Here is a 23,227-nt window from a genome sequence, read left to right as displayed (position 1 = left end):
ATGTGAATTCTTCGCAAGACCCGCCCTCCCGCTCGCCACCCACGAGCGGTCGTACACGACCGCGCTGCGCGGTCCCGAAAGCTGTCCGGCAGGTCCAAGGGGTTTCTCGCCAAAAGCCGAATTTCTCAAAGCGACCCCAACGCGGTCATTACGCTGCTCGCAGCGTTCATGTCATGAAGAATTCTTTCCACCGCGCCAACGCTAGGGGCGGAGGCTGTTTTTGAGCGCAAATCCTCATGATCGTATCAAATGGGTCGCCCGTTACATCATCCCGGCCGAACCGCAGGTGCGCGCCAGCCTGAGGGCTTCTGGCACGGCGCCGGATGTGATCGACGATCTGATCCAGGACGCTTATTGCCGGATCGCCGGTCTTGCCGGCTACGCACAGATCGAGAAACCCGCCGCCTACTTCATGCAAACCGTCAAGAACCTGCACCGGGATCGGTTGAGGCGGGACAAGATCATCCGGTTCGAACAATTTACGGAAACCAGCGATCCGTTCGTCAGTCATGTTGGTCTGGATATGGAGGCGGAGATCGGCGCGCGCTGCGAACTGCGGATGGTGGATGACGTTCTGAACTCCCTGCCGATACGGTGCCGCGAAATCTTCCGGCTCAAACGGATCGATGGGCTGAGCCAGAAAGAGATTGCCCGGACCTTGAACGTGACTGAAACGATCGTGGAGAACGACGTGCGAAAGGCGGTAAAGGCCTTGCAGGCGGTGTTGCGCGGTGATGACATGATGGAGGGAGCCGGACGATACCGTGCAGCCGACCGAGAACGAGCAGGATAGCGACTTGGACAGCGAAGCCGCCGCGTGGGCCGCGCGCCTTGACGCCCGTCCGGGCGAAGCCATGCCAGAGCTGGAGGCATGGCTCGCCCGGGACCCGCGCCGGACCGGCGCCTTGCTGCGCGCGCAGGCCATTCTGGCCGCGCTGGCGGGCGAAGCTGAAGACGCCGAGCGTGCTGTTCAACCAGGCAGCGACAGCATGGCACCACCCGCCATGCACGGGATCGCGGGACGGCGGTGGCGTGCTGCGGTCGTCGGCGGCCTGACAGCGATCGCGGCGGCGGTGGCGTTGTTCCTGATATGGCCTGGCACGATGCAGGTGTATGAGACCGAAACCGGCGAGATTAAGCAGATCGCGCTCGCCGATGGATCGGCGATGGCGATCGATGCGCGCTCGCGGCTTGAGGTTGCCTTCGATAGCAACGTGCGCCTGATCCGCCTGAACAATGGGCGCGCGATCTTCCGTGCGACCAAGGGCGATCGGCGCCCCTTTGTGGTCAAGGTAGGCACGGTAACGATCACCGACATCGGCACAGAATTCCAGGTGCTGGACGATCCTCTTTCCGACACGATTGAAGTGCTGGTGACCGAAGGCGTGGTGGAGGTCGACAACGGCGCGCAGCGCATGAACATCGTGGCGGGCCAGCGCCTGCGGGTTGGCCGAAGCACGCAGCAGACTGCGCGCCTCAGCCCTGAAGTGCTTGCCTCCCGCGACATCGTCCGCATGATCGCGTGGCGCGAAGGCCGTCTTGAACTGGATGGCGAGACGCTGGCCGAAACGGTCGTCCATCTCAATCGCACCAATCGGGTGCAGATCAGGATTGCCGATCCTTCACTTGGCAAGAAAGCGCTGTTCGGGACATTCCTCGCCAGCGATCCGCGCGGTTTTGCGGAGGCGGTTGCAGTCAGCCTCGACACCCGCATGTCCGAGAAGGACGGGGTGATCGTACTCGGTTCCTGATTTTTTGCCGGGCGGCATACGGAAATCGCATCGTTGCCCGTCAGGTGGGCAGAGACGGCTCGTCTCTGTCACCAAAAGGGGGAACCATGATCAACCTCGCCCGCGCGCTGTGCATCAGCGCCGCCGTTGTCGCTTGCACCGTGCCCGCAATCGCTGCAGCCCAGACCGCCGAATTTAACGTCCCACGCGAACCGGTCTCGCGCGCGATCCGCAAGATCGGCCAGCAATCAGGTGTGCAAATCATCGTGTCAGGCGATGCCGCGCGCGGCAAGACCGGTAATGCGATCAGCGGAACCATGGGCGTGGAACAGGCGCTCGCCCGGCTGCTCGCCGGGACCGGGCTTGAGGCGCGCAAGACCGGCGATCGTACCTTCGTTCTGGTTCCGGTGGCGGTAGGTGCAGAGAATGCCAAGACACCCGAAGTCGGGGAAATCATCGTCACCGCCGAAAAAAGAGAGCAGAAGATCGAAGACGTGCCGATCGCAGTCAGCGTGATCAGTGGAAGCGAGGCGGCTGATCGCGGGGTTGCCAGCTTTTCCGATTTGGTCAACGAGATACCCGGCCTCTCGATCAATTACGCGTTCGGCGGGGTAAATTACCCTTTGCTGACGATCCGCGGCATCGGCGGCGCGGATGACTACAAGCCCAACGGCAACCCATCGGTGGCGTTGCATGTCGACGGGGTTTACCAGACCTCGAACCTCTATCTGTCCACCCCCCTGTTCGATCTGGAACGGGTCGAAGTGCTCAAGGGCCCGCAGGGCACGCTTTACGGGCGCAACACCACGGCGGGCGTCATCAACGCCATCACCCGTACCGCCGGGGACACCTTCGAGGGTGAGGTGCAGGTTGAAGGCGGCCGGTTCGATTTCTGGAGCGTGCGGGCGGCGGCCGGCGGTCCGCTTACCGATCGGATCGGGCTGCGTGTTGCGGTGCTTGCCCAGGGCGGCGGCGGTTTCATGGAAGGCCAGGGTGCAGGATTGCTGAGCGGCTTCCAGCTTGCCGTGGGCGGCGTGCCGCAGCTGCAGGTTCCCCGGATTACCGATCCTGGCCGCCGTTCAGGCTGGGGCGATACCGATATCTTTGCCGGACGCGTCACGCTTGATGCGCAGGTTACTGACAGCACGCTGTTGACGCTCCGGCTGTTCGGCAGTCGCAACCGCGGCGAAACCCAGCCCTATGACCGGATCGAACGCGCGCGCGACAACACCGTGTTCAATGCAGGCGAGGACAGCGATCCGTTTGCGTTTTTCACCAACCGCTATGTGCGGCACGCGATCGATATCTACGGGGCCTCGGGAACGCTCGAACAATCGATCGGGGACAATGTGCTCTTGACCGTGCTGGCCAACACGCAGCGCGCCGAACAGCAATCGGGCGGCAATGGCGATGGCACGCCGTTTCCGCAGTTCCAGTTCGATTTCGACGAGCAGCTGCGGCAGTCATCGGTCGAGGCGCGTCTTTCCAATCGCAGCGGCGGGCCGATCGACTGGGTGGTGGGGGCATTCCATGTTGACGACACGATTGATTTCGACAGTCTCTGGACCAGCTTCTCAGTGCGATCCGTCTACACCTCGCCCTATCGCCAAACCCGGCAGAGCAGCGCTGCATTCGGCCAGATCGACGCCGATATCACCGATTGGCTGCGCGTGGGCGGGGGGCTGCGGTATACGCGCGACCGCGCCAGTTTCGAAGGGGCGAACATCGATCTGAACCCGTGGGGGATCAGCACATTCAACCGGACCTTCGCGACCACCAGTCCGTTTCGCTGGAGCGAACGGTTCGCGGATGACGATTTGTCGGGCCGTGGGACAATCCAGCTCAGGCCGACTGACACGATCCGGGTGTTCGCCTCGGCAGGCAACGGCTATCGCGGGGGCGGGTTTGACGGGACTTCGATCTTTACCCCTGAGGAAACCCTGCCATTTCGTTCGGAACGGGTCCGCGCGTTCGAAGCCGGCGCGCGCTACACCATTGACCGGTTGCGACTGTCATTCGACGCCTTCGATTACCGCTTCCGTGATCTTCAAGCGACCACCCGGTTGTCCAACGACACCAACGGTCGGACAAACGTGGGCCGGGCGCTGGTGCGGGGCCTTGAAGGCAGCATCGCGGCAACCCTGTTCCGCAGCGAGACTCAGACGCTCGATCTCAACGTGGGGGTGACCTATCTGGACACACAAATCCTCTCGTTCATCTCGAACAGGGTTGCGGATGTGACCTCGACCGTGGGGGATCCGCTTCCCGGCGCGCCCGAATGGACGCTCAACGCCGCGCTTGAGGCCGCAAACGACTGGGGCAATGGCTGGCGCAGCCGGGCGCGGTTCAACATCGCCTATCGCGACGAGGAATCGAACCGCCTCAATGCGCAGCCGAATAATATCTCGCCCGCCTTCACCCTCATCAATTTAAGGGTCGACTTGACCACGCCCGCCGGTTTCGATGTCTTCGCGTATGGTCGCAATCTGACCGATGCGGTCTATTTTCCCGAACTCAACGGTGCCTCGCGACTGGTCGGCGCGCCGCTGACGTGGGGCGTTGGTGCGACGGTCCGATTCTGACGAAAAAGTTCAGAGAAGGAACTTCTGATTGGGAAAAGGCACATCGCTGGAGGCAGGGCAATATCTGCGCTGTCTCCAGCGACCATCCATAGCAGGCACCGGAGCTTGAAGTGGACGCGCGGCTTCCCAGCCAGACCTGGTCATGAGCGGGCGCGCGCCGGGATCCCGAAAGCTGCCCTTTTGCCTGCGCTGGCCTGAGGTGGCGGAGCCTGCTTTCAAGCTGCCTAGGCACGGCAAGGGCGACGTTGCTGGGGCGACACCCGTTCTTTCTCCTTGGCCAATCAAGGCTATGGAGAATGATGATGACCTACTCTCACCTCGACCCTGCCATGCAGAATCGGGTCTCGTGGAATGCTGGCAAGACCGTCGGCACCAAGCGGCTGCTGACACAAAAGCAGATTTGGGCGATCCGCTTCTTCCTCGACCGCGAGGAGCGGCTCCGGGACCGTGCCCTCTTCGACCTTGCGATCGACAGCAAGCTGCGGGGGTGCGATCTGGTCAAGCTCAAGATCGGCGACCTCGGGGCCCAGCGGTTTGAGCGTGGCGTAGAGCGCTGGCTGCGCATTCCCCTCTGCCGTGCGCGCTGCATGCCAGCGCCGCAGCAGCCGCGCGATGGTCAGCGGACTCGACGGTGCGACGGGCAGTGCGGCCGGGCTCACGACCACATCGCCTTGGGAGAACGCGGCGCAATACATCACCGGCGCGCCCCTCGTGGCCACAGCCTCCCGGTGCGCGCCATGTAGGCCTGGTAGGCCTCGCCGAACTCGCGGTTCAGCATCGCCTCCTCGCGCGGCACGCGGATGATATACATCGCGGCGAAGGCGAGCAAAACGAGCGCACCGCCAAGCCAGTTCTGGATCAGCAGGGGTTGCGACAGCGCATTCAGCCAGATCGCGGCATACATCGGGTGCCGGATGCGGGCGTAGATGCCGGTCTCGACGATGGCGTGATCCTCGCGCGTTTCCAGCCCAGGCGACCAGTTGCGACCGAGATCGCGGTGCGAGCGCCAGAACAGCCACCAGTAGCCGATCTGCAAGGCAAGCCCCGGGGCGATCACCCATGCAGGCAGACGATAGGCAGCGAAGTCGAGCAGCGGGGTCGCGATGGCGATCAGCGGCGGCACCATCATGGCGAGGAACATACCCGGAAGCAGGATCCGCTCGGACAGGTCATGCGCGCTTGCGGCGATGCGATTGGCCCGGTTCGCCTGCGCGTGCGGCCAGCGGATCGCGAAGGTGATCGCAAAGCCGGCGAGCCAGACGAGCTCGCCCAGCGGCGGGACCGCGCCGCCGAGCACCAGCGCGCCTAGCGCTGTAAGGGTGATGATGCCGAGCGCCACCGGCCAGGGGCCGCTCGATCCGATGATGCCGGTGGGCGAAGGGGCAGGAGCGGTGGCAGGGGCAGGGGGCTGTTCGGTGGGCATGGCGTTCTCCCGTCGCTGGCAGGGCGGCCGAGCGGCTGCCTGCGCTGCACATTGGGCATAGCTTATTCGCTATTGCGAGTCGATTGCATAAATGCCATGCCGTGCACAGCCAGTGTGGGCACGCCCCGCACCTTTATCCGGAGAGCCCGCCATGTATGCCTATTGCGATCAGCCTGTGCGACACCTCGACAGCGGCAGTCGCTTCGTCCTTCACGCCATGCGGGTGTGGGTCGATGCCGTGCAGCACAGGACCTGCCCGCCGCGCGCGCTGATGATCGCGATGCCGCAGCGCGAACTGGTGCCGGTGATCGGCGATCTGCATGGCATGATGCTGCGGCTCCACAGCCACGGTAGCACCCCTATGCCGTTTGGCGAACTCAAACACCCCGCCATCACCGAAGGCGAGGCGATGATGCTCTCGCTCTGGGCAATGATCGCCGCCGACGAACCTGAACACAGCCGCGCGTCGATCGAGGCGCTGGTCAGCGAGACCGCCGCTTCCCCGATGCAGGCGGCGATGGTTCGGGCGGCAGCGTGCCTGTCAGCGGTGGGGCTGGCGCCGGTCGGGCGGATGGCGGTGGGCACGGCGAGCGGAGCGGGGGAGTGATGTTGTGCAGAATAATTGCGATTGACTCGCAAATGATACGTTGTAGTGCGCGGTGCAAGTAATTCTTAAGAACAGGGACGATTTCATGAACCGGGCCATCCACGCCGTCTCCACCCTCGCCATCACCGCTTTCATCGCTTGGAGCGCGCCGGGAAGGGCGCAAGAGCCCGAGCGCGAAGAGAAACGCGACGAAAGGACCGCCGCAGAACAGATTGTCGTTACCGGCGTGCGCGAAGGCAGCTTTCCTAACGGGATTTCCAAGGACGCCACCATCGGCGTGTTGGGCGAGCTCGCGCTGATCGACACGCCGATTTCAGCCAAGTCTTTCAACGACACCTTCATCGCCAACCAGATCGCCCTGACCTCGAACGATCTCGCGGCGCGCGACGCCTCGTTCTCGGCGACGACGGCCACGGGCCTGACCGGGTCTGACAGCGGCACGATCCGCGGGTTCCGGGCCGCGGTGTTCGAAAGCAGCTATGACGGCTTTGCCAACGTCATCGGCCGTCGCCTGCCGCTCGAGATCGTCGATCGTGTGGACATTCTCAAAGGCCCAGCCACCTTCCATTCCGGCGTGCGCTTCTTCGGCGGCGTTGGGGGGACGATCAACTACATTTCTAAGAAGCCGGTTGATGCACCGCTGACCCGCGCGCAGGCGCTGTTCAGCGGCAGGGGGCAGTTGGGCGGCCTTGTCGATGTCAGCCGCCGTTTTGGCGCGGATGACGGCTTCGGCGTTCGGGCGACGCTTGCCTACCGCGACGGCGAGACCGCGATCGCGGGCGTAGACGAAGAGAACCGCGTCGCACACCTGTCGTTCGGATGGCGAAGCGATGCCTTCGACGTCAATCTGCAATATGGTCACACCAGCGGCCGGGTGGACGGCTACACCGACGGGATAAGCTGGGCACGCGGCGTTGCAATCGGTGAGGTGCCGGACACCAGCACATTCCGGGGCCCGGACTGGTCCTTCGGTCTTTACGACTATGACTTCGTGCGAGCGACCGCCAATGCCAGACCGACCTCGTGGCTGACGCTGTTCGCCTCCGCGGGCGCAAGTGCCTATGAGGAAGAGTTCCTCAACCTTCAGGTGCAGGCGATCAACACCGCCGGGGATTTGGAGGCGACCTATTATCCGCAGTTCGGACGCGCCGATTGGGGCGATGTCTGGAACCTCGATGCCGGTGCCCGCGCCAAGTTCGCAACCGGCGGTATCGCGCATACGCTGACGATCGCTTACGGCTATCAACGTTTCCAGGAAGATTTTCGCGGGGTCGCCTTCCCTGAGGAGGTGGTGACGGGGAATATCTACACCGATGATCTGCTGCGCGTGCCGCCTCCGACCCTGGTCGATGACCAAACCTACTATCTGCTCTATATCAACGAGGCGAACGGGCTTCTGATCGCCGATGAATTGGCTCTGTTTGACGACCGCGTTCTGGTGACGGCGGGCCTGCGCTACACGCAGATCAGCCAGGAGAACTTCAATTTCGCCGCGCCCACTCCGGGCGGCATCCCGCTCAGCACCTATGACGATAGCCGCTGGACGCCCAATTTCGGGATCGTCGCCAAGCCGGCCAAGAACATCTCGCTCTACGCCAATTACCTCGAAGCGGTCGAGCGGGGCGCGGTGGCGCCGGGCAATGCGGTGAACGCGGGCGAGGCGACGCCTCCCGGCGTTTCGCGGCAATACGAGATCGGTGCCAAGGCTGAATTCAATGGCTGGGGCGCAACCATGGCGTTGTTCGACATCGAACGGCCTTCAGCGTTCCTCGACCCCGACACGCGGGTGTTCGGCCTGTTCGGACAGGCGCGCCACCGGGGTATGGAAGCCGACATCTTCGGTGAGCCGCTGACCGGCGTGAGGCTGTTTGCGAGCGTCATGGTTCTCGATGCGACAATCGAAGCGAGCGCTGGAGGCGTGCTCGACGGCAATCGGCCGATCTCGGTTCCGGATTGGTCGCTTGCCGCCGGGTTTGATATCGACGTGCCGCCCCTGCCGGGGCTGGCGGTGCTTGGCAATGTCCGGCACACGGGCGAACAGTTTTTCGATGCGACCAACCTGCGTGCTATCGACCCGTTCACGGTGTTCGACGTCGGTTTGCGTTACGCCTTCAAGGCAGGCGAGACACCGCTGGTAGCGCGCATCAACGTCAACAACGTGTTCGACAATGATTACTTCCAGTCGGCGTTCTTCACCACGGCGACGGGCGCGCCGCGCACGGTGAGGGCCACGCTGACTGCCGAGTTCTGACGCGGCTGTGTCGGCGCCGATCCCCCGCATCCTGCTCGCCATTTTCGGCGGCTACGCCTGCGCGGCGCTGGGCGTCGCGGCCGTCGGTGCGGTGGTGCCGGGGAGTGCGGATGCGTTGCTGGCGGCGGTGCTGCTTGCCTTTCCCTTGTGGGTGGCGCTGGTCGTGTGGGTGTTCGCGGCGCGCGACGTGCGGCGGGTGGCGGTGGTCATGGCGGGAGCGTGCGCGGTGTGCGCGGCGATCATCTTTGCGCTTCCCGTGGCCGGACCTGTGAGCTAATCCTGCAAGGCATTCGCACATGACCACCGCCCCCGCATCCCTCCCGTCCCCGCACCTTACGCTGCGGCAGTCGATGGCCGTGCTCCACACCTGGGTGGGGGTGGCGGTCTCGGCGATCCTCTTCGCGATGTTCTGGATGGGCACGCTCTCGGTGTTCGACCGCGAGATCGATCGCTGGATGATCCCCCAGACCCGGCTCGAGGCGAGCGCCGCACCGGCCTCCTTCGACCGGCAGGCGCTCCCCGCCTTCCGCGCCGAAGCGCCCGATGCGGCGCGGTGGAACTGGCAGCCCCCGCGCGAGCGCCAGCCCTTGGCCACGTTGGGGTGGGACGATCCGGCAAAGGGCTACCAGACCCGCCATCTCGATCCTGCCACCGGAACGCTGCTCCCGCCGCCCGAGAGCCTTGCGGGGACCGGGTTCATCTTCCCGTTCCACTTCAGCTTTCACGCGACGTGGATGGATATCGGCTACTGGATAGTTGGGTTCGCCGCGATGGCGATGCTGGTGCTGATCGTCTCGGGCGTGATCATCCACCGCAAGCTCTTCGCCGAATTCTTCGTGTTCCGCCCCAGGAAGCACGCGCGGCGATCGACGCTCGATCTGCACAACATGACCTCGCTGGTGGCGCTGCCGTTCCACATCATCCTGCCGCTCAGCGGGCTCTACATCTTCTTCGGCATCTACCTGCCGTGGTCGGTCGCGGTGCCGTTCGGCGGCGACGCTGCGGCGATGGACGCGGCGGTTTATGGCAGTTACTCGCGCCCCGCACTCTCCTCCCCCACGTCCGCACAGGCAAGCATCGATGCGATGATCGCGGACGCAGAGGTGCGCTGGTCGGCCCGCCACGGGATCGCGGCCCGGGCCGATGTGGTATCGGTCACTCATCCTGGCGATGCGGCAGGCTTCGTCACGGTGCGCCGGGTGTTCCCCTCGCGCCAGGTGACGATGGACGCCGATGTCATCACCTATGACCTTGCGAGCGGCGCGGTGCTCAAGGACTGGAGCGCGGGGCCGGTCCGCCGCGCGCATGGCTGGCTGGCGGGGCTGCACTTCATCCAGTTCGATCACTGGCCGCTGCGCTGGCTCTACTTCCTCGCCGGTCTGTCGGGCTGCGCTATGATCGCCACCGGGCTCTTGTTCTGGCTGAGGGCGCGCGAGGGCAAGCACACCCCCGGCTCGGCGAGCTTCCGCACGATGGAGGCGCTGACGATCGGCGGGGTGACCGGCATCATCGTCGCCACCGGAGCCTTCCTCGTCGCCAACCGCCTGCTCCCCGAAGGCGCGACGCTGTGGGGCGAGAGCCGCGCGGGGCTCGAGGTCTGGGCGTTCTGGCTGGTGTGGCTGGCGACGTTCCTGCACGCAGCGGTGCGGCGCGCGGCAGCCTGGGCCGAGCAATGCGCGGCCATCGCGCTGCTGGCGATGGCCGCAGTGCTGCTCAATGCCGCGACCACCGGCGATCACGTGCTGGCGGCGGCGGCGCGCGGGCAGTGGGCGGTGGCGGGGATGGACCTGATGCTGCTCGCGGCGGCGGGCATGGCCGGATGGGCGATGCTGCGGCTGCGTCCGGCGCGTGTCGCCGAGGCCGCGCTACCCGATCCCGCGCTCGCGCCCGCCGAATGACCGCGCTCCTGTTCACCTGCGCCATGCTGACGGCGATCGCGGGCTGCGCATGCCTCGCGCTGTCGCAGGAGCGGCACTGGAAAGCTGTCTCCGGCACCGCGCCGCACGCCCGGCGGACGCTGCGCGTTGCAGGCTGGGCGCAGCTCGGGCTGAGCCTCGCATCCTGCATCCTGTGTGACGGGGCGAGCTTTGCCGCGCTGCTTTGGCCGCTGCTGGTGATGCTCGCCGCGCTCGTCATGGCGGCGGTGCTGACCTGGCGGCCGAGGCTGCTCCACCCGCTCGCTCGCCTGCTGTCACCCAAGGCAGGGTAGGTGCGCGCCGCCCCGCTCTGGATCGCAGCGGCGCTCCTCTGCCCGGCGGCGGCGAGCGCGCAGGATGTCATCGAGCCTCCGCAAGTCGATATCAGCCCCGCCACCCAGGCGAGCGGCGCGCCGCCGATCGGCGATGCCGACAACGCTTATGGCCTGCGGGTGGGCAATGAGGAGATCGGGCTCTACGACACCGAGAGCATCCGCGGCTTCGCGCTCGATGCGGGCGCCAATTACCGGCTCGACGGGGCATATTTTGCCTTCATCGCCGAGCGGTCAGGGCGCGTCGACGCTTCGGCCGCGATCCAGGCCGGGCCGAACCTGTTTGCCGCGCGCTTTCCCTCGCCCACCGGGGTGGTCGACATCGGCACCGACAACGAGGCGACGCCCCGCCGCAACCTGATCTTGCGCGGCGATGGCTTCGGTTCGGTCGAAGCGATCGGACGCATCGCGGCGCCTATCGCTGGCGGCACGGTCTGGGGCGTGGGCCAGCTCTCGCGCCTCGACAACTGGCACGGCGGGCGCGATGCCTTCAGCTATGGTGCAGTCGGTGGCGCGGTCGAACGCGGGTCATGGCAGGTTCGCGGCGGGGCATCGGTGGGTCATTACCGCAACACGCCGGCGCTGTCGGTCTTCCCCGCCACCGCCACCGCCACCGCCCCCGCCGATCTGCCGACCTTCCGCCCCGGCGACGCCGCCGCCCCCGATTGGGCCGCGACCGAGGGGTGGGAGCTGCTCAGTTGGGGCCAGGTCGAGCGCCGTCTGGGCAATGGCTGGACAGCCCGCCTCGCGCTTGCCTACGGCCGGTTCACCACAGAGCGCGAGGCCTTCGTCTTCCTTGATGGGGTCGATGCGAGCGGGCAGGGGACGCTGGGTGCAAGCGTGTTCGGCGCGACCAGCGGGTCTGCGATATCGGGCGAGGGGCTGATCGAACGCCAGTGGGACGCGCGCCACGGCCCGGCGCGGATCAGCTTTGCGATCATCGGCCGCGATCAGCACTCCAATCTCGCCAATGCCGACGACCTCACGCTCGGCCCGGCACGGATCAACGACCGCGTGCGACCGCGCGACCCCGGCGCGTCCTCCGGCATCGCCGCCACGGACCTCATCCGCGAAGGCCGCCTTGCTGCCTCGGCGAGCTACCCGCTCACGCGCTGGCTGCTGGTCTCGGGCAGCGTCCAGCGGGTGCATTACACCAAGGACTACACCCCGGCAGGCGAGGCGACGCCGCAGCGCACCGATCGCGAATGGGCCGGGCACCTCGCCGCGACCGTCGCGGTGGCGGAGCGGCTATCGTTCTACGGCGCGTGGGTCACGGGGCTGGAGGAAAGCGGCAGCGCGCCCGCCATCGCAGTGAACGCCAACGAGACCCTGCCCGCCCTGCGCGCCAGCCAGCGCGAGTTGGGGGCCAAGTGGAAAGTGACGCCCGATGCGACGCTGCTGGTGTCCGCCTTTGACATCACCAAGGGCGCCCCGGGGTTCGACAGCGTTGGCCGCTGGGTCCTCAACGGCTCGCGCCGCCATCGCGGCATCGAAGCCTCGCTGGTCGCTCCCGTCGGCCCGGTGCAGGTGGTGGCGGGCGCGCTCTATCTCGATGCCGCTATCCGCGAGGCGGGAGGCCTTCGCGCCGAAGTTGTCGGGCAGCCGCGCTGGCGCGGGTCGGTCAATGCGCAGTGGCAGGCGACGCCGAGGCTCGCGGTCGATGCCGGAGCCTATATCCTCGGCGATGCGCCCGCGCGCCGTGACGGCACGACCACCATTCCGGCGCGCGCGGACCTCTCGCTCGGGATCACCTGGGCGCTCGGCAGCACCGATACCGCGCCCACACTGCGTATCGCGGGCAGCAACCTGCTCGACAATCGTGGCTGGAACGCCAACGACGACGAGAGCCTGACCCCGATCGAAAGCCGCGCGGTCAGGGCCTCGCTGGCGTTTGCGTGGTGAGGCGTCCCCGCGCTAAATGACCCGATCCCGCAGTGCGCGGGCCCCGGTGCGGCTTGCCTCGACCGATTGGCCGTTGCTGAGGTGCAGCGTCATGCGCCCGGAGCCCGCAGGCTCGGCACGGTCCAGGTGGCGCAGGTTGACGATCACTGAGCGGTGGATGCGTAGGAATTCATCGGCGGGCAGGCGTTGCTCGAATTCACCCAGCGACAGCCGCACCAGATGCCGCCGCTGGGCGATGGTGGTCACCTCGGCATAATCCTGCGCGCCGGTGATGGTGACGATGTCGCCGACCGCAATCGGCACCAGCTCGTCGCCCTGCCGCGTCAGATAGCGCTGCATCGGCCCCGACGCGACGATCTGCACTGCGGCCGACTGCCGGCCACCGCGCAAAGCATAGGCACAGGCGGCGACCAATGCATAGAGCACCACGCCCTGAAACAGCTGCCAAACAAGTGCGACACCCGAGAAGGTCCCGAACGCCATCTCGCCGCGCTCGATCGCGCGCAGCAGCATCAGGCTCACCAGCACTAGCGCATACCAGCTGAGCGCGAAGACCGGCGCGAGCACGATGTGCCAGGTCCCTTGCGCGATAACCGAACGCGGCAGCACCGCGCTGTGCAGGATGAGGTAGAAACCTGCCGCGAGCCCCGCGAGCGGCACGACATTGGCGATGGCGGTGCTCAGTGCGCCCGGCCAGCCTGCATCCAGCGTCACTGCAAAGACGATAGTGTAAAGCGCCAGCAGCAGCGCGATCCCCATGGCATAGACCGCCGCGACCGAGGGCAGTCGGTCGCCCGCGCGCTTCGCTGTGGGGCGATCGGACGGCTCGGCATCCTCCGCCGACCGCAGGGGCAAGCCTCTTGCCGGTTTTGACGTGTCATTCATCGCTGCAAATGTCCGTTCACGGCTTTTTGGGAAGAGCTGGCCGGCGTTACGGCAAGGCGGAACGTGACCCGATCAATCATCCGGAGATTGCCAATCATGCGCACTGCATCGCTTCTTTCCTGTACCGTCCTGCTGCTGGGGGCCGCCGCAGCCATGCCTGCTTATGCCCAGCAGGTGGACCTGCCGCAAACCCTTACCGATGCCGAACCCGTGACGGTCGGCATGCTCGGCTTCACCCCGGGGGAGCGAGTCGAGATCGAGGCTGTACGCCGCGATGCGGACGGCACCTATCGCAGCGCTGCGACCTTTGTGGTCGGCCCGGACGGCGCAATCGACCTGGCGCGTGATCCCGCGATTGCCGGAAGCTATCAGGGCGTTGATCCGGCAGGGCTGTTCTGGTCGATGCGGCCCATCCGTCCGGGCACAGCTGAGCCGGCAGGCATCGCAGTGCGGGCGCTTTTCAAGGGTAAGAAAGTGGCTGGCGACGAAGCGGCGCTCGCCGAACTGCCCAATGGCGTCGTGATGCGCCCGGTGGCCGAATTTGTCGGCGCGCGGCTATATCGCCCGGCGGGCACGGACCGTCTTGGCGTCATCATCGTGCTGGGCGGGTCGGAAGGCGGCGCAGGCTTTGGGCGTCGCATGGGGCCGGTCTTTGCCGCGCGGGGCTTTGCCGTGCTTGCGCTGCCCTATTATGCGCCGAGCTGGGGAAGCCAGGACTTGCCCGGATTGCCCGGCGCCTTTACCGACATCCCGGTCGACCGACTTGAGGACGTGCGGCGCTGGATCGCGGACCAGCCCGATCTCGACCCGGCGCGAATCGGGCTTCACGGCATATCGAAAGGCGGTGAATTCGCGCTGATCGCGGCGGCCCGGATGCCGTGGCTGCGCGCGGTTTCCGGGATTGTGCCGAGCGATGTGGTGTGGGAAGGGTGGGGCAGCGAAGCGCCTTCAGGCACGGCTTCGTCCTTCTCGTGGGATGGACAGCCTCTGCCCTTTGTCCCCTATCGCGGGATGGAGGAAGCCATCGCCGCGCTCGCTCGCGGGGAGCGGCGCGCGCTTACTGTGCCGCATCTCGAAGGCCGCCGTGCCCATCCCGACAGGGCGGCGGCAGCCCGGATCCCGGTCGAGCAATTCAAGGGGTCCCTGCTGATCGCGGGCGGCGACCGCGACGCCACCTGGCCTTCAGGCGAGATGGTCCGCGCGCTGGCCGAACGGCGCGCCGAGGCGGGCTTGCCGACCGTCGCGCTCAGCTTCGCCGAGGCCGGGCATTCCTTGGGCGGTACCGGGTGGACGCCAATGGACTATGAAGGCCGCCCGGTCCCGGCGCGCATCGACGCCGCCGCGCAGAGGATCGTCCATGCCGCCGTAATCGACTTCTTCCGGCGCACGCTGGCCGAGGGCGATCAGAGCGGGATCGCGGTTTCGAACTTCACGCGGCGATAGACGACATGAGTGGTTGACCGAGAGATCGCGGCGTTGGTGAGGATCCGCGTGTTGATCCAGTCATCGTAGCTCACCATGTCGGGAAAGTGGCCAATCAGGATAAAATCCTCGTCCCCCGTGACGGTGTAGCACTGGGTAATCTCGGGCGTGCGGGCGATTTCCTGCTTGAAGGCGTCGTAGGTTTCGCGGCTCTCCTTGGCAAAGCGGATCGCAGTGATGACGGTGATGCCGATCCGCGCGGGATCGATCAGGCTGACGTCAGCCCTTATGTAGCCATCCTTGCGCAGCCGGGTCACCCGGCGGCGGGTGGCCGGTTCGGACAGGCCAACAGTCTCGCCCAAATCAGCCATCGACTTGCGGTTATCGCGTTGCAGCGCGGCGAGCAGTTTGCGGTCCAGAGTATCGAGCATGGCACCGTGTAACGCTTTTCGCCGCAAAAGCATCCCGGATTGATTGAACCCGATTGTCAGATGTCCGGTTTTTGATCGGACGGTTGAGCGATGCCGGGCTAGATTACGGCCATGAACAAGTCCGCGATTCTCCTCGCCGCCGTGCTGCTGACCTTGCCAGGCACCGTGTTTGCTGACGAACTGCCCGCTGGGCCCGGTGCAGCCGCCGTATCCATGTCACAGCTGGAAAAGCAGAGCGACCGTCTCCTGCTGAATGGCTCTCCCTTCACCGGCACCGTGATCGAAACCTGGCCAGACGGCACGCGCAAGGCGCGGTTCCAAGTGGTTGAGGGCAAGGCCGATGGCGCATGGGCCGAATGGTATCCAGACGGCGCGATCCGCTTCTACAGCGAGTGGCGCGCGGGCAAGGGCCAAGGGCCGTTCGTTTATTTTCACCCCAATGGCGAAATCAGCGAGCGCGTGACTGCGCGCGACGACATCTGGGACGGGGTGGCCGAAGGCTGGCATCCGAACGGGCAAAAGGCGTTTGAGCGGGTCTATCAGGCAGGCACCGCCCTGTCGGAGCGACGGTTTCCTGCCAGTGGAGAAGAATAAGTTATGAAGACAATCTGGCTTGCCTTGATGGCCGGCGCGGCGCTTGTTGCCACCATCCCGCTGTGGGCCGCCGCCGATCCGGTGCGTGATGCGCCAAGCAAGCCGCGCTTATTCCTGCCCGAAGTACTTACCCCCGCCGGGCGGATCACGCTCACCCCCGGCTTTAGCCCGGACGGGCGCACAATGTACTTTGCGCAGACCGAATGCACCCCAATTTGGGAATGTCCGCAGCGCCTGAAACGGATCGTGCGAAAGGATGATGGTTGGAGCGCCCCCGAACCCGTGCCGCTGCCGCAGGATGCGCGGGTCGATTATCCCAGCGTCACACCTGACGGGCGTTACCTATTGTTTTCGTGGGCGGCCACCCGGCCCGAATATGCCGGGCGCGACATTTACGAAAACTTCGATCTGTGGCGGCTCGACCTTACTGACCCGGCAGCCACACCCCAGCCCCTGGATGGTCCGGATCTCAACCGTATCCGCGAGGGCGCGATCAAGAAGTTGCGCTTCGTCCACAACGAAACCGCGCCAATCCTGACCGTTGCCGGCGACCTCTATTTCTGGAGCGAGCGCCTCGACGGGATGGGCGACCGCGATGTCTACCGAGCTCGGCCCGACGGAAAAGGCGGATTTCGGCGACCAGAACTTTTGCCCGCGCCGATCAATTCGGTCAAAGGCGATGACGGGGCGTGGATTTCGCCCGATGGGAAGACAATGCTCATCACATATGCCGACCGCGGCGGGTGCGGCGGCAGCGACCTTTTCATGGCGCAACGCAAAGGAGAGGGCTGGACCAATCCCGTCAATCTTGGCTGCGACATCAACTCGCCCTTCGATGAATATGCTGCCACCCTGATACCGGGTACGCGCAGCATCGTATTCCCTTCAACCCGTCCGTTTGAAGGCGCGTCCGAGTATGACGTAGCGTTGTGGATTGCTGAGCTGCCAGTGGCAAAAAACTGAGAGCCTGCTCGTGACCCACATCGGCGATTGGCAGCCTTTAGGGCAAGTCCAATTGCTGACGCGCAGCAAAGGATCCTTCTCTGGCAGCAATCTTGAAACGCTTTTGCAGCTCATTTTGAGCAGTATGGAACAGGCCCGCTAGCAGCTTCCGGCAAGCTCGTGTTAGGTTTCTGCCTGCACTCCCATTGCGATGGGACGAGGCGCGATTTCGGACGAGTGGGGGGAAAGACCGTTGAAGACCATCAAGATGGAATCCGCGATTTGCGCGATTGCCCTCCTGTCTCTCGGCGGTGGCGCGATGGCCCAGGAAACTGCAGCTACTCTGGACGGTGCCGTCCGAGAGACGATGGAGCAGACTGGTGCCAAGGGCTCGCTATAGCGTCAATCGATGATCTCATAACCGGGCGCGATCGGATTATGGAAGAAACAAAAATGGGCGGTAGGGCGCAAATTGCGGAACAATTTGGGAGTTAGGCATTTTTAAAGCAGTCTCACGATCCAATATTTTACATAATGTTTATTATCAATCTGGGATTTTTGATTCGCTGTAGGGCATCAGTTACAAGATAAATTAGATTTTGGCCGCGTTCAAATGGATCCTGGCAAAGCCTAACAATACACTCTGTCTATCACATCTCGGTTGTGACGCTCGCCCAGACCACAAAGCCGACGATGCCCACCATGAGGCAGATCAACCCGATGGTAAGTCGCGCGACAGTCTTCCAAATCGTTGTTTTTGGACGGTCAATAATGAAATTGCTCATTGGCCCGCGAGCCCGCATGGCGAAGGCTTCCTGAATGACGTGGGCGGCACCGAAAGCGAGCAAAGCGGTGGCCACCATGAATATGGCTGCCCGTATGCCGCCTGGTATTGCGGCGGCCGAGATGATCGCGGCCACGGTCACCAGCGAACCGGCGATCCGAACCAATTCCGCCACCGGGATGATCCGATAGAGTCTGAGCTTCCGGCTTGCCCTCAAGCGGATGAGCGGCGCGCCGCACGACGCACAGACGTGTGTCAGTCTCGGCTCAGTCCAATGGCCGATTGAGCGGCGGCATTTCGGACACTGAGCGCTGCCGATCCCGGCTGCCATGTTCATGTGCGTTCTCCTGCTGGCTGCGTGCCCAGGGCATGGCGAATCTCTTCTGCCCGCTCTGCACTGCACAGCCAGTTGCGAAAGCGTGGGTTCCAGATCGCCCGGCCTTTGCAGACGCCAGTCAGCTGCTCGGCCGCGGGGGTGCCGGGTTGGGCAAGGAAGGCAATTCGCCCGTCAGGTAGAACGCGCTCGGAAATGCCCTCGATCACTGTAACGAGCACGCTCGCTTTGGCGCCGTGCTTCCTAGGGTTTGGAGCCGGTTCCACCTCCTCCTGATCCGTTGCGCTTTGATCTTGCGGCTCTGGTCGGGAACCGGTCGCTGGTGCCGGCTCCGCGAGTGGCACGCCGTCCTGACCTTCTGGGGGAACCGTCACAGCTTCGCTCAGTGTTTCGGACCTAGTTTCGAGTTCGGCCTCTGGTTCGGCGGACACGTTCGCTGGTTGAATCTCCGGGCGGGGCGTAGATGCGACCGCGCGGTTCGGCATGTCATTAATCCCGAACCGCCGTCGCCAGGCATAGTCGGGTTGCACGTGCTGAGAGGCCAGTTGCATCCCAACGGCGCGAAGTTGTCCAACGCTAAGCCCTGTGAGAAAGCCAGTCGCATCGGAGAAACTGACGTCCTCGATCCATCGCTCATGGAAGTTATCAACCTTTACGATGCGCGTGCCGGTACCGATGCGCGTGCGATCGATCTTGCATGTCGGAGGGACGATCACCCACCCTTCAACGCGGCGGAACGCCGCCGAATGCTGGTGCGCCTCGAGCCATAGCTCCAGCAGCCGCGCAGCGCGGTCGGCCTGTGCGACCGGGTTGGGTATTTCGGTGGGTTGCCGCCTGTTCGGATACCAGACGCACCATTCGTTGTGCTCGTTCTTGGAGATGCGACCGCTGAAGTTCTTGGTCTCGAGCACGGCGATCCGCTTCAGGACGCGGTTCAGCAGGAGGTGGTCAAACTGCACGTAACCGTTCAAACCGTCAGGTAGCCTGAGGTCGTGGATCACCGCCACACGTTCAGAATGGCCATAGATGCGGTCAAGGATGTGGGCGGTTTCGCGCTCGCCCTCTGCTCCTTTTCGTATCGTATAGAGTTCCGCCTCGATGGCGCGGCGCTGGTCGGCGGTGATCTCTCCCTTCAGCAGTGATTCCAGTACTTCGATATCACCGGAACGTCCGTCACTGGCCTTGAGGATCATCCACCGCCCCCTGCGCTTGGTCAGTGGCAGCTTGGGCCGTGGGTTGCGAAGCTGATGCGGTCTGCTGTGGCAGTCGGGCCTGAGCTTCGAGGATCAGCTTGCGGAAGGCATCGAGGACTGCGATCGAGGTGATCTTCCCAATGTCGGTCGAGCCGTAGGTGCCTCCCAGAGCGCCAACGCCGAGCCCCAGCAGAAGTCCGCCCCCGATCACGCCAACGTCCTTCTTGCGCGCGGAGCCGGTCGCCACGGCCTCCTGAAGGCCCGTATCGACATCGATCAGCGAGAGGAGCACCTGGCTTTCGAGAGTCTTGGTCTTGAGGCCGACCGCGCTCCCGAAGGCACCGCCGATGCCGCCGCCGCTTTCACGGCTCTTGGCATCCGAATAGAGCACCTGCGCGCTGATGAGGTAGTCGGCCTTCACCAGTGACTGGGACGGTGCCGCGCCGGTCATGGCGCGCTCACGCTCGAGCGCGCCCATCGCCGCGCCGCGATCGGCAACGCGGAAGCAGTTGGAGCGTGCAGCCATGAGCTTGATGAGCGGGAGAGCATCGACCCGCGCGGTTCCCCCGCCCTGCTGCGCCTCGGCCATTCGGAGCAAGGCCGCCATTCCCGGCGACAGTTCGCCGGCGAGGCCGTCAGTCGGGCTTGGAGCCTTCTCTTCGACCAGAGCGACCACTCCGAGCGGCTGCGCGCAGCGGGGCAGTTCGGTGTTCTCGTCGACGCCCGTGCCGCCCTTGCCTGCGGTTTGGGCCAGAACTGGGTCGCCCGCGAGGGAGACCGACGCGAGCGCTCCTGCAATGATCGCGGTCCTACGCATGGCGGTCAGCTCCCTTCCCTGCGACATCCGCCGGCTCATCATCACATTCCTTGCAAGCCTCACAAGGGGCACAATTGGCACAGTCGTCGCAGTCCTGCGCTTCCCCGGCTTCCTTGCGAGCGAGGTAGCGTGCCTGCTTTTCGGCTGCCCGTGTATCAGCGTCCGCCCCGGCGGTGTTTTGTGCATAGCTCGCCATGCTTGCTGCCACATCGGTGGCCGGAGCAGCCTGTGCAGTTGCGGGGACGCTGATTGCGGCTGCCACGACCGGCAGGCCGATCATCAGATGTCTGTGTGTCATTGTGCTTCCCTTCCCGCATTACCTGATACCAGTTACCAGTTACCATCCCGTCCTGCGGCCGTCGCGCAGATCGGTCTGCGCGCGGCTGTCGCCGAGCGAGGATCGCCGCACCTCGAGCCGGACGCCCTTCCCGCTGGCGCTGGTGCGGATATCGCGCAGGTCGATATCGTTGCGCTTGGCCCAGCGTTCGGCGGCGGCATCGTCGGCGAAATCGCCCATGTCTTCGAAATTCCAGTTGCTCATCGTCTTGTCCTTTCTTCAGCAGGTTGTGGTGCGCGCGCCGGTCTTCTGTGGGTTCATTCGAATGTCCGGAATTCGATCTCTGCGCGCAGGCTGTGCTCCAACGCGTCTTCGATAAGATCGAGTGTTTCCGGGTTCGCGAGGGCGACGACAATGTCCTGATAGGGCGCATCGTTGCCGTGAATGTCTCTTCCCAGAACCATGATCGACCGGCGGTAGGCGCTCATCGGATGGTCGTTCATGGTTGAACAGCAGATGGTCCACCAGTTGGGCATGATCCTCAAGGACCGCATGGCGTCTTCGAATTGCTGTTCGGCCATCAGGATCGCATAGTCGCGGCCACCGGAGCGCAGGTCGATGTAATCGTGGGCCGGTCGCAGCAGATCGATCTGGAACACGTGAAACCAGGCCGTGTCAGCGTAGTTGGGGTTGGCAAGTTCCCTCAGCGGGACGGCGTCTGGCCTATGGTAGTAAGCCTCGAAGCCGCCAGGTCCCCTGATCCACAGGAAGTCATTATTGATATCGCACGCGATGCGCGCAGCCGCTTCTTCGTCCGTCAGCTGGTGCCAGCAAACCGAGACAAGGCGGTCCGAATAGTCCTTGTAGGTGCGCTGCGGCGACCGCAGGTGATCTGGTTCGGACCACGAAGGTTTTGCTCCCGGAGAGATCCTTGACCGCGTGAACATGGACATCAAACTCATGGTGTCTTCCTCGTGAATTCGGTCGGGTTTGATCGTCCCGGATTGATGCTGGCGGTCGATGCGCGGCGTGACAGGTCGTAAGGGTACACCTCTTGCGCGATGCGGAAGTCAGACACTGGCTTGAGATTGCCGCCCATGACGATCCATTCTGGATCGACGTTATACAGCATTCTCAGGGGCTTGAGAATCGCAATTGGTGTTTCTTCGATCGCCGCTTCCCAGTTGAGGAGCGCGCGGCGGGTGAAGCCGAGGCTCCGCGCAATGCGATCTTGTGAAAGGCCCGACCTAAGCCGCACGGCACGGACCCGCTCGCCGACGCTGATCGTCATGCCAGTACCTCCGCCAAGGCTTGGCGCACGGTGGCGAAGGTGTGGCGGATCGGGCCAAGCCGGATAGTGAGGTAGCCCGCCCGGGAAGTCATACGGTCGCGTTGCCGGTCGGCCGAGCGATTGTGCGTGCGGTCGTCGAGCTCGACGATAGCGATGATGTCGCCACTTGCCCGGTCCTCGAGCACGAAATCGACCCGTTTGGAAGAGAACCGGTTGCGCACGCTGGTCGAGCGCGATCGATCAAGCCCCGCAGCCGGCCGCAGGATCGCGCCCATTGAGACCTGAGCATGGACCCGAGCGCAAGGGACCGCGCGCTCGATCATTTCGCAGACGATACGCTCCCGCTTCGTCATAAGTGGGGCCGCACGAACAGGGAGCGAGCCTATGCCGCGTTTCTTGGACATGAGCATCGCCACGAAAACCACCAAGGCAATTATCGCGAGAAGTCCGAGCTCATTCATAGCGGCTCTGGCCCCACGAGCATTTGTCGTGTCTTCAGGTTACCGTCGATCCGCCGGTGGAGGTCGATGCCGTTCCCGCGCGAGTGCCCGAAGTCCATCAGTTCGGCCACGGTTTCGTACTGGGTGTTGGGACCGAAGAATTTGGCATTGCCATGCCATTTTTGCCCTTCGATCACACGCATGCGCCAAATCCCAACTGGGGCGGGGATTGTTACCTCGCTGTTGGCCGCGACGAAGACGGAGATCACATGGCGTTCTGTCTCAGGGTGGACGAGCTGTACAACGGCGTTGGAATCGCTTGTCACCACCGTGAGTTGGCTGCGCACAATTTTCATCGGGAGATCGCTTGCAACGCTCACGCTGCCGGTTTCGGGGAACGGGATGCCGGGCTCGGTGTCGGGCAGCCACCCTCCCCGCCTCAGGTCGGCCAGGATCGGAATGACGTAGGTGGCAAGACACAAGATCGGTATCGCCCATGAAGCGAAACGTCTGGTCCCCGTCGACACATGTCGAAGTGTTTGTTTCGATGTTGTTCGTCCGTGCTTCCCGCGAGGCTGGTTCCTTATCCGAGAGAACCCAGCTGCAGCTGTGCGGTCGTACTGGTCGAAACTGGTGTTTTCTCCGACACGGCTCGCCCCTCCCGGCGGATCCTCGGCAGCCTTTCTTGCCGCATCACGCTCAGCCTTGTTGAAGCTCCATCGGGACGGCCCCTTTTTGCCCTGCCGCTCCCAATACTCACCCTTCATGTAGTCGCGATCATCGATGCCCATTAGACCGGCTCCACAACCGATCCGGAGAATAGTGTTTTGGCGCCGGATGGTGCCATGCGCACGCGACGTAGCTTGGCCCCCCAGAGCAAGCCGGATATGATCGTGATGCTCATCGCGATCATCATGGAGAGGGCGACGTCGGCGAACGCAGCATCGGCCGTGATGGTCGAGTGCTCGCGCATCGCCAGCTCCTCGCAGCGCGTCATGCCCCGTGCTTCGACGTTGCACCAATGGATATGGTCGCCGTGGATGACGTAGTCGTAATTGACCGAAGGGTGCATGA

Annotated in this window: 25 protein-coding genes and 1 pseudogene; 13 read left to right on the top strand and 13 right to left on the bottom strand. The window is 64.3% G+C overall.

Annotated elements, in window-relative coordinates:
• The first annotated feature begins 220 nt into the window (after positions 1-220).
• The 4 genes and pseudogenes from ACLBKT_RS16205 to ACLBKT_RS16190 all read left to right on the top strand — a co-directional run.
• Complete coding sequence (locus tag ACLBKT_RS16205; protein ID WP_410184020.1) at positions 221-793, top strand: RNA polymerase sigma factor; 573 nt, start codon at positions 221-223, stop codon at positions 791-793.
• Positions 765-1,751 carry a FecR family protein gene (locus ACLBKT_RS16200; protein WP_410184019.1) on the top strand — a complete coding sequence of 329 codons (987 nt, stop codon included), beginning with the start codon at positions 765-767 and terminating at the stop codon, positions 1,749-1,751. Before ACLBKT_RS16205 ends, ACLBKT_RS16200 begins: the two co-directional genes overlap by 29 nt.
• Positions 1,752-1,837: 86 nt before the next feature.
• The gene (locus tag ACLBKT_RS16195) at positions 1,838-4,312 is read left to right on the top strand and encodes a TonB-dependent receptor domain-containing protein (protein WP_410184018.1); all 2,475 of its coding nucleotides are present in this window, start codon (positions 1,838-1,840) and stop codon (positions 4,310-4,312) included.
• Positions 4,313-4,614: 302 nt separating this feature from the next.
• Positions 4,615-4,833, top strand: a pseudogene (locus tag ACLBKT_RS16190) (integrase); the annotation flags it as partial.
• A gap of 173 nt (positions 4,834-5,006) precedes the next feature.
• Here the strand turns inward: ACLBKT_RS16190 and ACLBKT_RS16185 are convergent.
• On the bottom strand, positions 5,007-5,735 hold the full coding sequence (locus tag ACLBKT_RS16185) for a protein-S-isoprenylcysteine O-methyltransferase (protein ID WP_410184017.1): 729 nt from the start codon (positions 5,733-5,735) through the stop codon (positions 5,007-5,009).
• A gap of 151 nt (positions 5,736-5,886) precedes the next feature.
• Between ACLBKT_RS16185 and ACLBKT_RS16180 the strand changes: the two genes are divergently transcribed.
• The 6 genes from ACLBKT_RS16180 (at position 5,887) to ACLBKT_RS16155 (ending at position 12,743) form a co-directional block, all read left to right on the top strand.
• Positions 5,887-6,342, top strand: a complete 456-nt coding sequence (locus ACLBKT_RS16180; protein WP_410184016.1) for a hypothetical protein — start codon at positions 5,887-5,889, stop codon at positions 6,340-6,342.
• Between the two features lie 85 nt (positions 6,343-6,427).
• Positions 6,428-8,593 (top strand): TonB-dependent receptor, encoded by a 2,166-nt coding sequence (locus ACLBKT_RS16175; protein WP_410184015.1) that lies wholly within the window; start codon positions 6,428-6,430, stop codon positions 8,591-8,593.
• 7 nt (positions 8,594-8,600) lie between these two features.
• On the top strand, positions 8,601-8,870 hold the full coding sequence (locus ACLBKT_RS16170; protein WP_410184014.1) for a hypothetical protein: 270 nt from the start codon (positions 8,601-8,603) through the stop codon (positions 8,868-8,870).
• A gap of 19 nt (positions 8,871-8,889) precedes the next feature.
• Complete coding sequence (locus tag ACLBKT_RS16165; RefSeq protein ID WP_410184013.1) at positions 8,890-10,491, top strand: PepSY-associated TM helix domain-containing protein; 1,602 nt, start codon at positions 8,890-8,892, stop codon at positions 10,489-10,491.
• Entirely contained in the window at positions 10,488-10,802 is a 315-nt protein-coding gene (locus ACLBKT_RS16160) for a DUF3325 domain-containing protein (protein ID WP_410184012.1), read from the top strand. Before ACLBKT_RS16165 ends, ACLBKT_RS16160 begins: the two co-directional genes overlap by 4 nt.
• On the top strand, positions 10,803-12,743 hold the full coding sequence (locus ACLBKT_RS16155) for a TonB-dependent receptor domain-containing protein (RefSeq protein WP_410184011.1): 1,941 nt from the start codon (positions 10,803-10,805) through the stop codon (positions 12,741-12,743).
• 12 nt (positions 12,744-12,755) lie between these two features.
• On the opposite strand, the gene ACLBKT_RS16150 is transcribed toward ACLBKT_RS16155, so the two are convergent.
• Complete coding sequence (locus tag ACLBKT_RS16150) at positions 12,756-13,598, bottom strand: LytTR family DNA-binding domain-containing protein (protein ID WP_410184010.1); 843 nt, start codon at positions 13,596-13,598, stop codon at positions 12,756-12,758.
• A 183-nt stretch (positions 13,599-13,781) separates the two neighbouring features.
• On the opposite strand from ACLBKT_RS16150, the gene ACLBKT_RS16145 reads away from it, so the two are divergent.
• Positions 13,782-15,071, top strand: a complete 1,290-nt coding sequence (locus tag ACLBKT_RS16145) for an acyl-CoA thioesterase/BAAT N-terminal domain-containing protein (RefSeq protein WP_410184009.1) — start codon at positions 13,782-13,784, stop codon at positions 15,069-15,071.
• Here the strand turns inward: ACLBKT_RS16145 and ACLBKT_RS16140 are convergent.
• Positions 15,032-15,481 (bottom strand): Lrp/AsnC family transcriptional regulator, encoded by a 450-nt coding sequence (locus ACLBKT_RS16140; RefSeq protein ID WP_410184008.1) that lies wholly within the window; start codon positions 15,479-15,481, stop codon positions 15,032-15,034. The two genes, ACLBKT_RS16145 and ACLBKT_RS16140, sit on opposite strands and share 40 nt — an antisense overlap.
• Before the next feature lie 111 nt (positions 15,482-15,592).
• On the opposite strand from ACLBKT_RS16140, the gene ACLBKT_RS16135 reads away from it, so the two are divergent.
• Both ACLBKT_RS16135 and ACLBKT_RS16130 read left to right on the top strand, forming a co-directional pair.
• Entirely contained in the window at positions 15,593-16,075 is a 483-nt protein-coding gene (locus ACLBKT_RS16135; protein ID WP_410184007.1) for a toxin-antitoxin system YwqK family antitoxin, read from the top strand.
• 3 nt (positions 16,076-16,078) lie between these two features.
• Positions 16,079-17,038, top strand: a complete 960-nt coding sequence (locus tag ACLBKT_RS16130) for a hypothetical protein (protein ID WP_410184006.1) — start codon at positions 16,079-16,081, stop codon at positions 17,036-17,038.
• A gap of 629 nt (positions 17,039-17,667) precedes the next feature.
• Here ACLBKT_RS16130 and ACLBKT_RS16125 read toward each other — a convergent pair.
• The 10 genes from ACLBKT_RS16125 to ACLBKT_RS16080 form a co-directional block, all read right to left on the bottom strand.
• Complete coding sequence (locus tag ACLBKT_RS16125; RefSeq protein WP_410184005.1) at positions 17,668-18,138, bottom strand: hypothetical protein; 471 nt, start codon at positions 18,136-18,138, stop codon at positions 17,668-17,670.
• Positions 18,135-19,328, bottom strand: coding sequence for an NERD domain-containing protein (locus ACLBKT_RS16120; RefSeq protein WP_410184004.1), 1,194 nt, complete (start codon positions 19,326-19,328; stop codon positions 18,135-18,137). Before ACLBKT_RS16120 ends, ACLBKT_RS16125 begins: the two co-directional genes overlap by 4 nt.
• A complete protein-coding gene (locus ACLBKT_RS16115; RefSeq protein ID WP_410184003.1) occupies positions 19,309-20,145 on the bottom strand; it encodes a CsgG/HfaB family protein in 837 nt (278 codons plus the stop codon). Before ACLBKT_RS16115 ends, ACLBKT_RS16120 begins: the two co-directional genes overlap by 20 nt.
• Positions 20,138-20,443 carry a hypothetical protein gene (locus ACLBKT_RS16110; RefSeq protein WP_410184002.1) on the bottom strand — a complete coding sequence of 102 codons (306 nt, stop codon included), beginning with the start codon at positions 20,441-20,443 and terminating at the stop codon, positions 20,138-20,140. Before ACLBKT_RS16110 ends, ACLBKT_RS16115 begins: the two co-directional genes overlap by 8 nt.
• A 39-nt stretch (positions 20,444-20,482) precedes the next feature.
• Positions 20,483-20,686 (bottom strand): hypothetical protein, encoded by a 204-nt coding sequence (locus tag ACLBKT_RS16105; RefSeq protein ID WP_036802364.1) that lies wholly within the window; start codon positions 20,684-20,686, stop codon positions 20,483-20,485.
• 53 nt (positions 20,687-20,739) lie between these two features.
• Complete coding sequence (locus ACLBKT_RS16100) at positions 20,740-21,384, bottom strand: hypothetical protein (RefSeq protein ID WP_410184001.1); 645 nt, start codon at positions 21,382-21,384, stop codon at positions 20,740-20,742.
• Entirely contained in the window at positions 21,381-21,713 is a 333-nt protein-coding gene (locus ACLBKT_RS16095; RefSeq protein WP_410184000.1) for a helix-turn-helix transcriptional regulator, read from the bottom strand. Before ACLBKT_RS16095 ends, ACLBKT_RS16100 begins: the two co-directional genes overlap by 4 nt.
• The gene (locus ACLBKT_RS16090; RefSeq protein ID WP_410184094.1) at positions 21,710-22,066 is read right to left on the bottom strand and encodes a DUF2726 domain-containing protein; all 357 of its coding nucleotides are present in this window, start codon (positions 22,064-22,066) and stop codon (positions 21,710-21,712) included. The genes ACLBKT_RS16095 and ACLBKT_RS16090 overlap by 4 nt, the downstream gene beginning before the upstream one ends.
• 104 nt (positions 22,067-22,170) lie before the next feature.
• Positions 22,171-22,944 carry a hypothetical protein gene (locus tag ACLBKT_RS16085; protein WP_410183999.1) on the bottom strand — a complete coding sequence of 258 codons (774 nt, stop codon included), beginning with the start codon at positions 22,942-22,944 and terminating at the stop codon, positions 22,171-22,173.
• Positions 22,944-23,225 (bottom strand): hypothetical protein, encoded by a 282-nt coding sequence (locus ACLBKT_RS16080; RefSeq protein WP_410183998.1) that lies wholly within the window; start codon positions 23,223-23,225, stop codon positions 22,944-22,946. Before ACLBKT_RS16080 ends, ACLBKT_RS16085 begins: the two co-directional genes overlap by 1 nt.
• Positions 23,226-23,227 lie beyond the last annotated feature (2 nt).

Origin of the sequence: Erythrobacter sp. W302b (genome assembly GCF_046452395.1) — a bacterium.
Classification (GTDB): domain Bacteria; phylum Pseudomonadota; class Alphaproteobacteria; order Sphingomonadales; family Sphingomonadaceae; genus Erythrobacter.
Note: the sequence above shows the minus strand (reverse complement) of the source record. Positions and strands in the feature narration are given on the sequence as shown.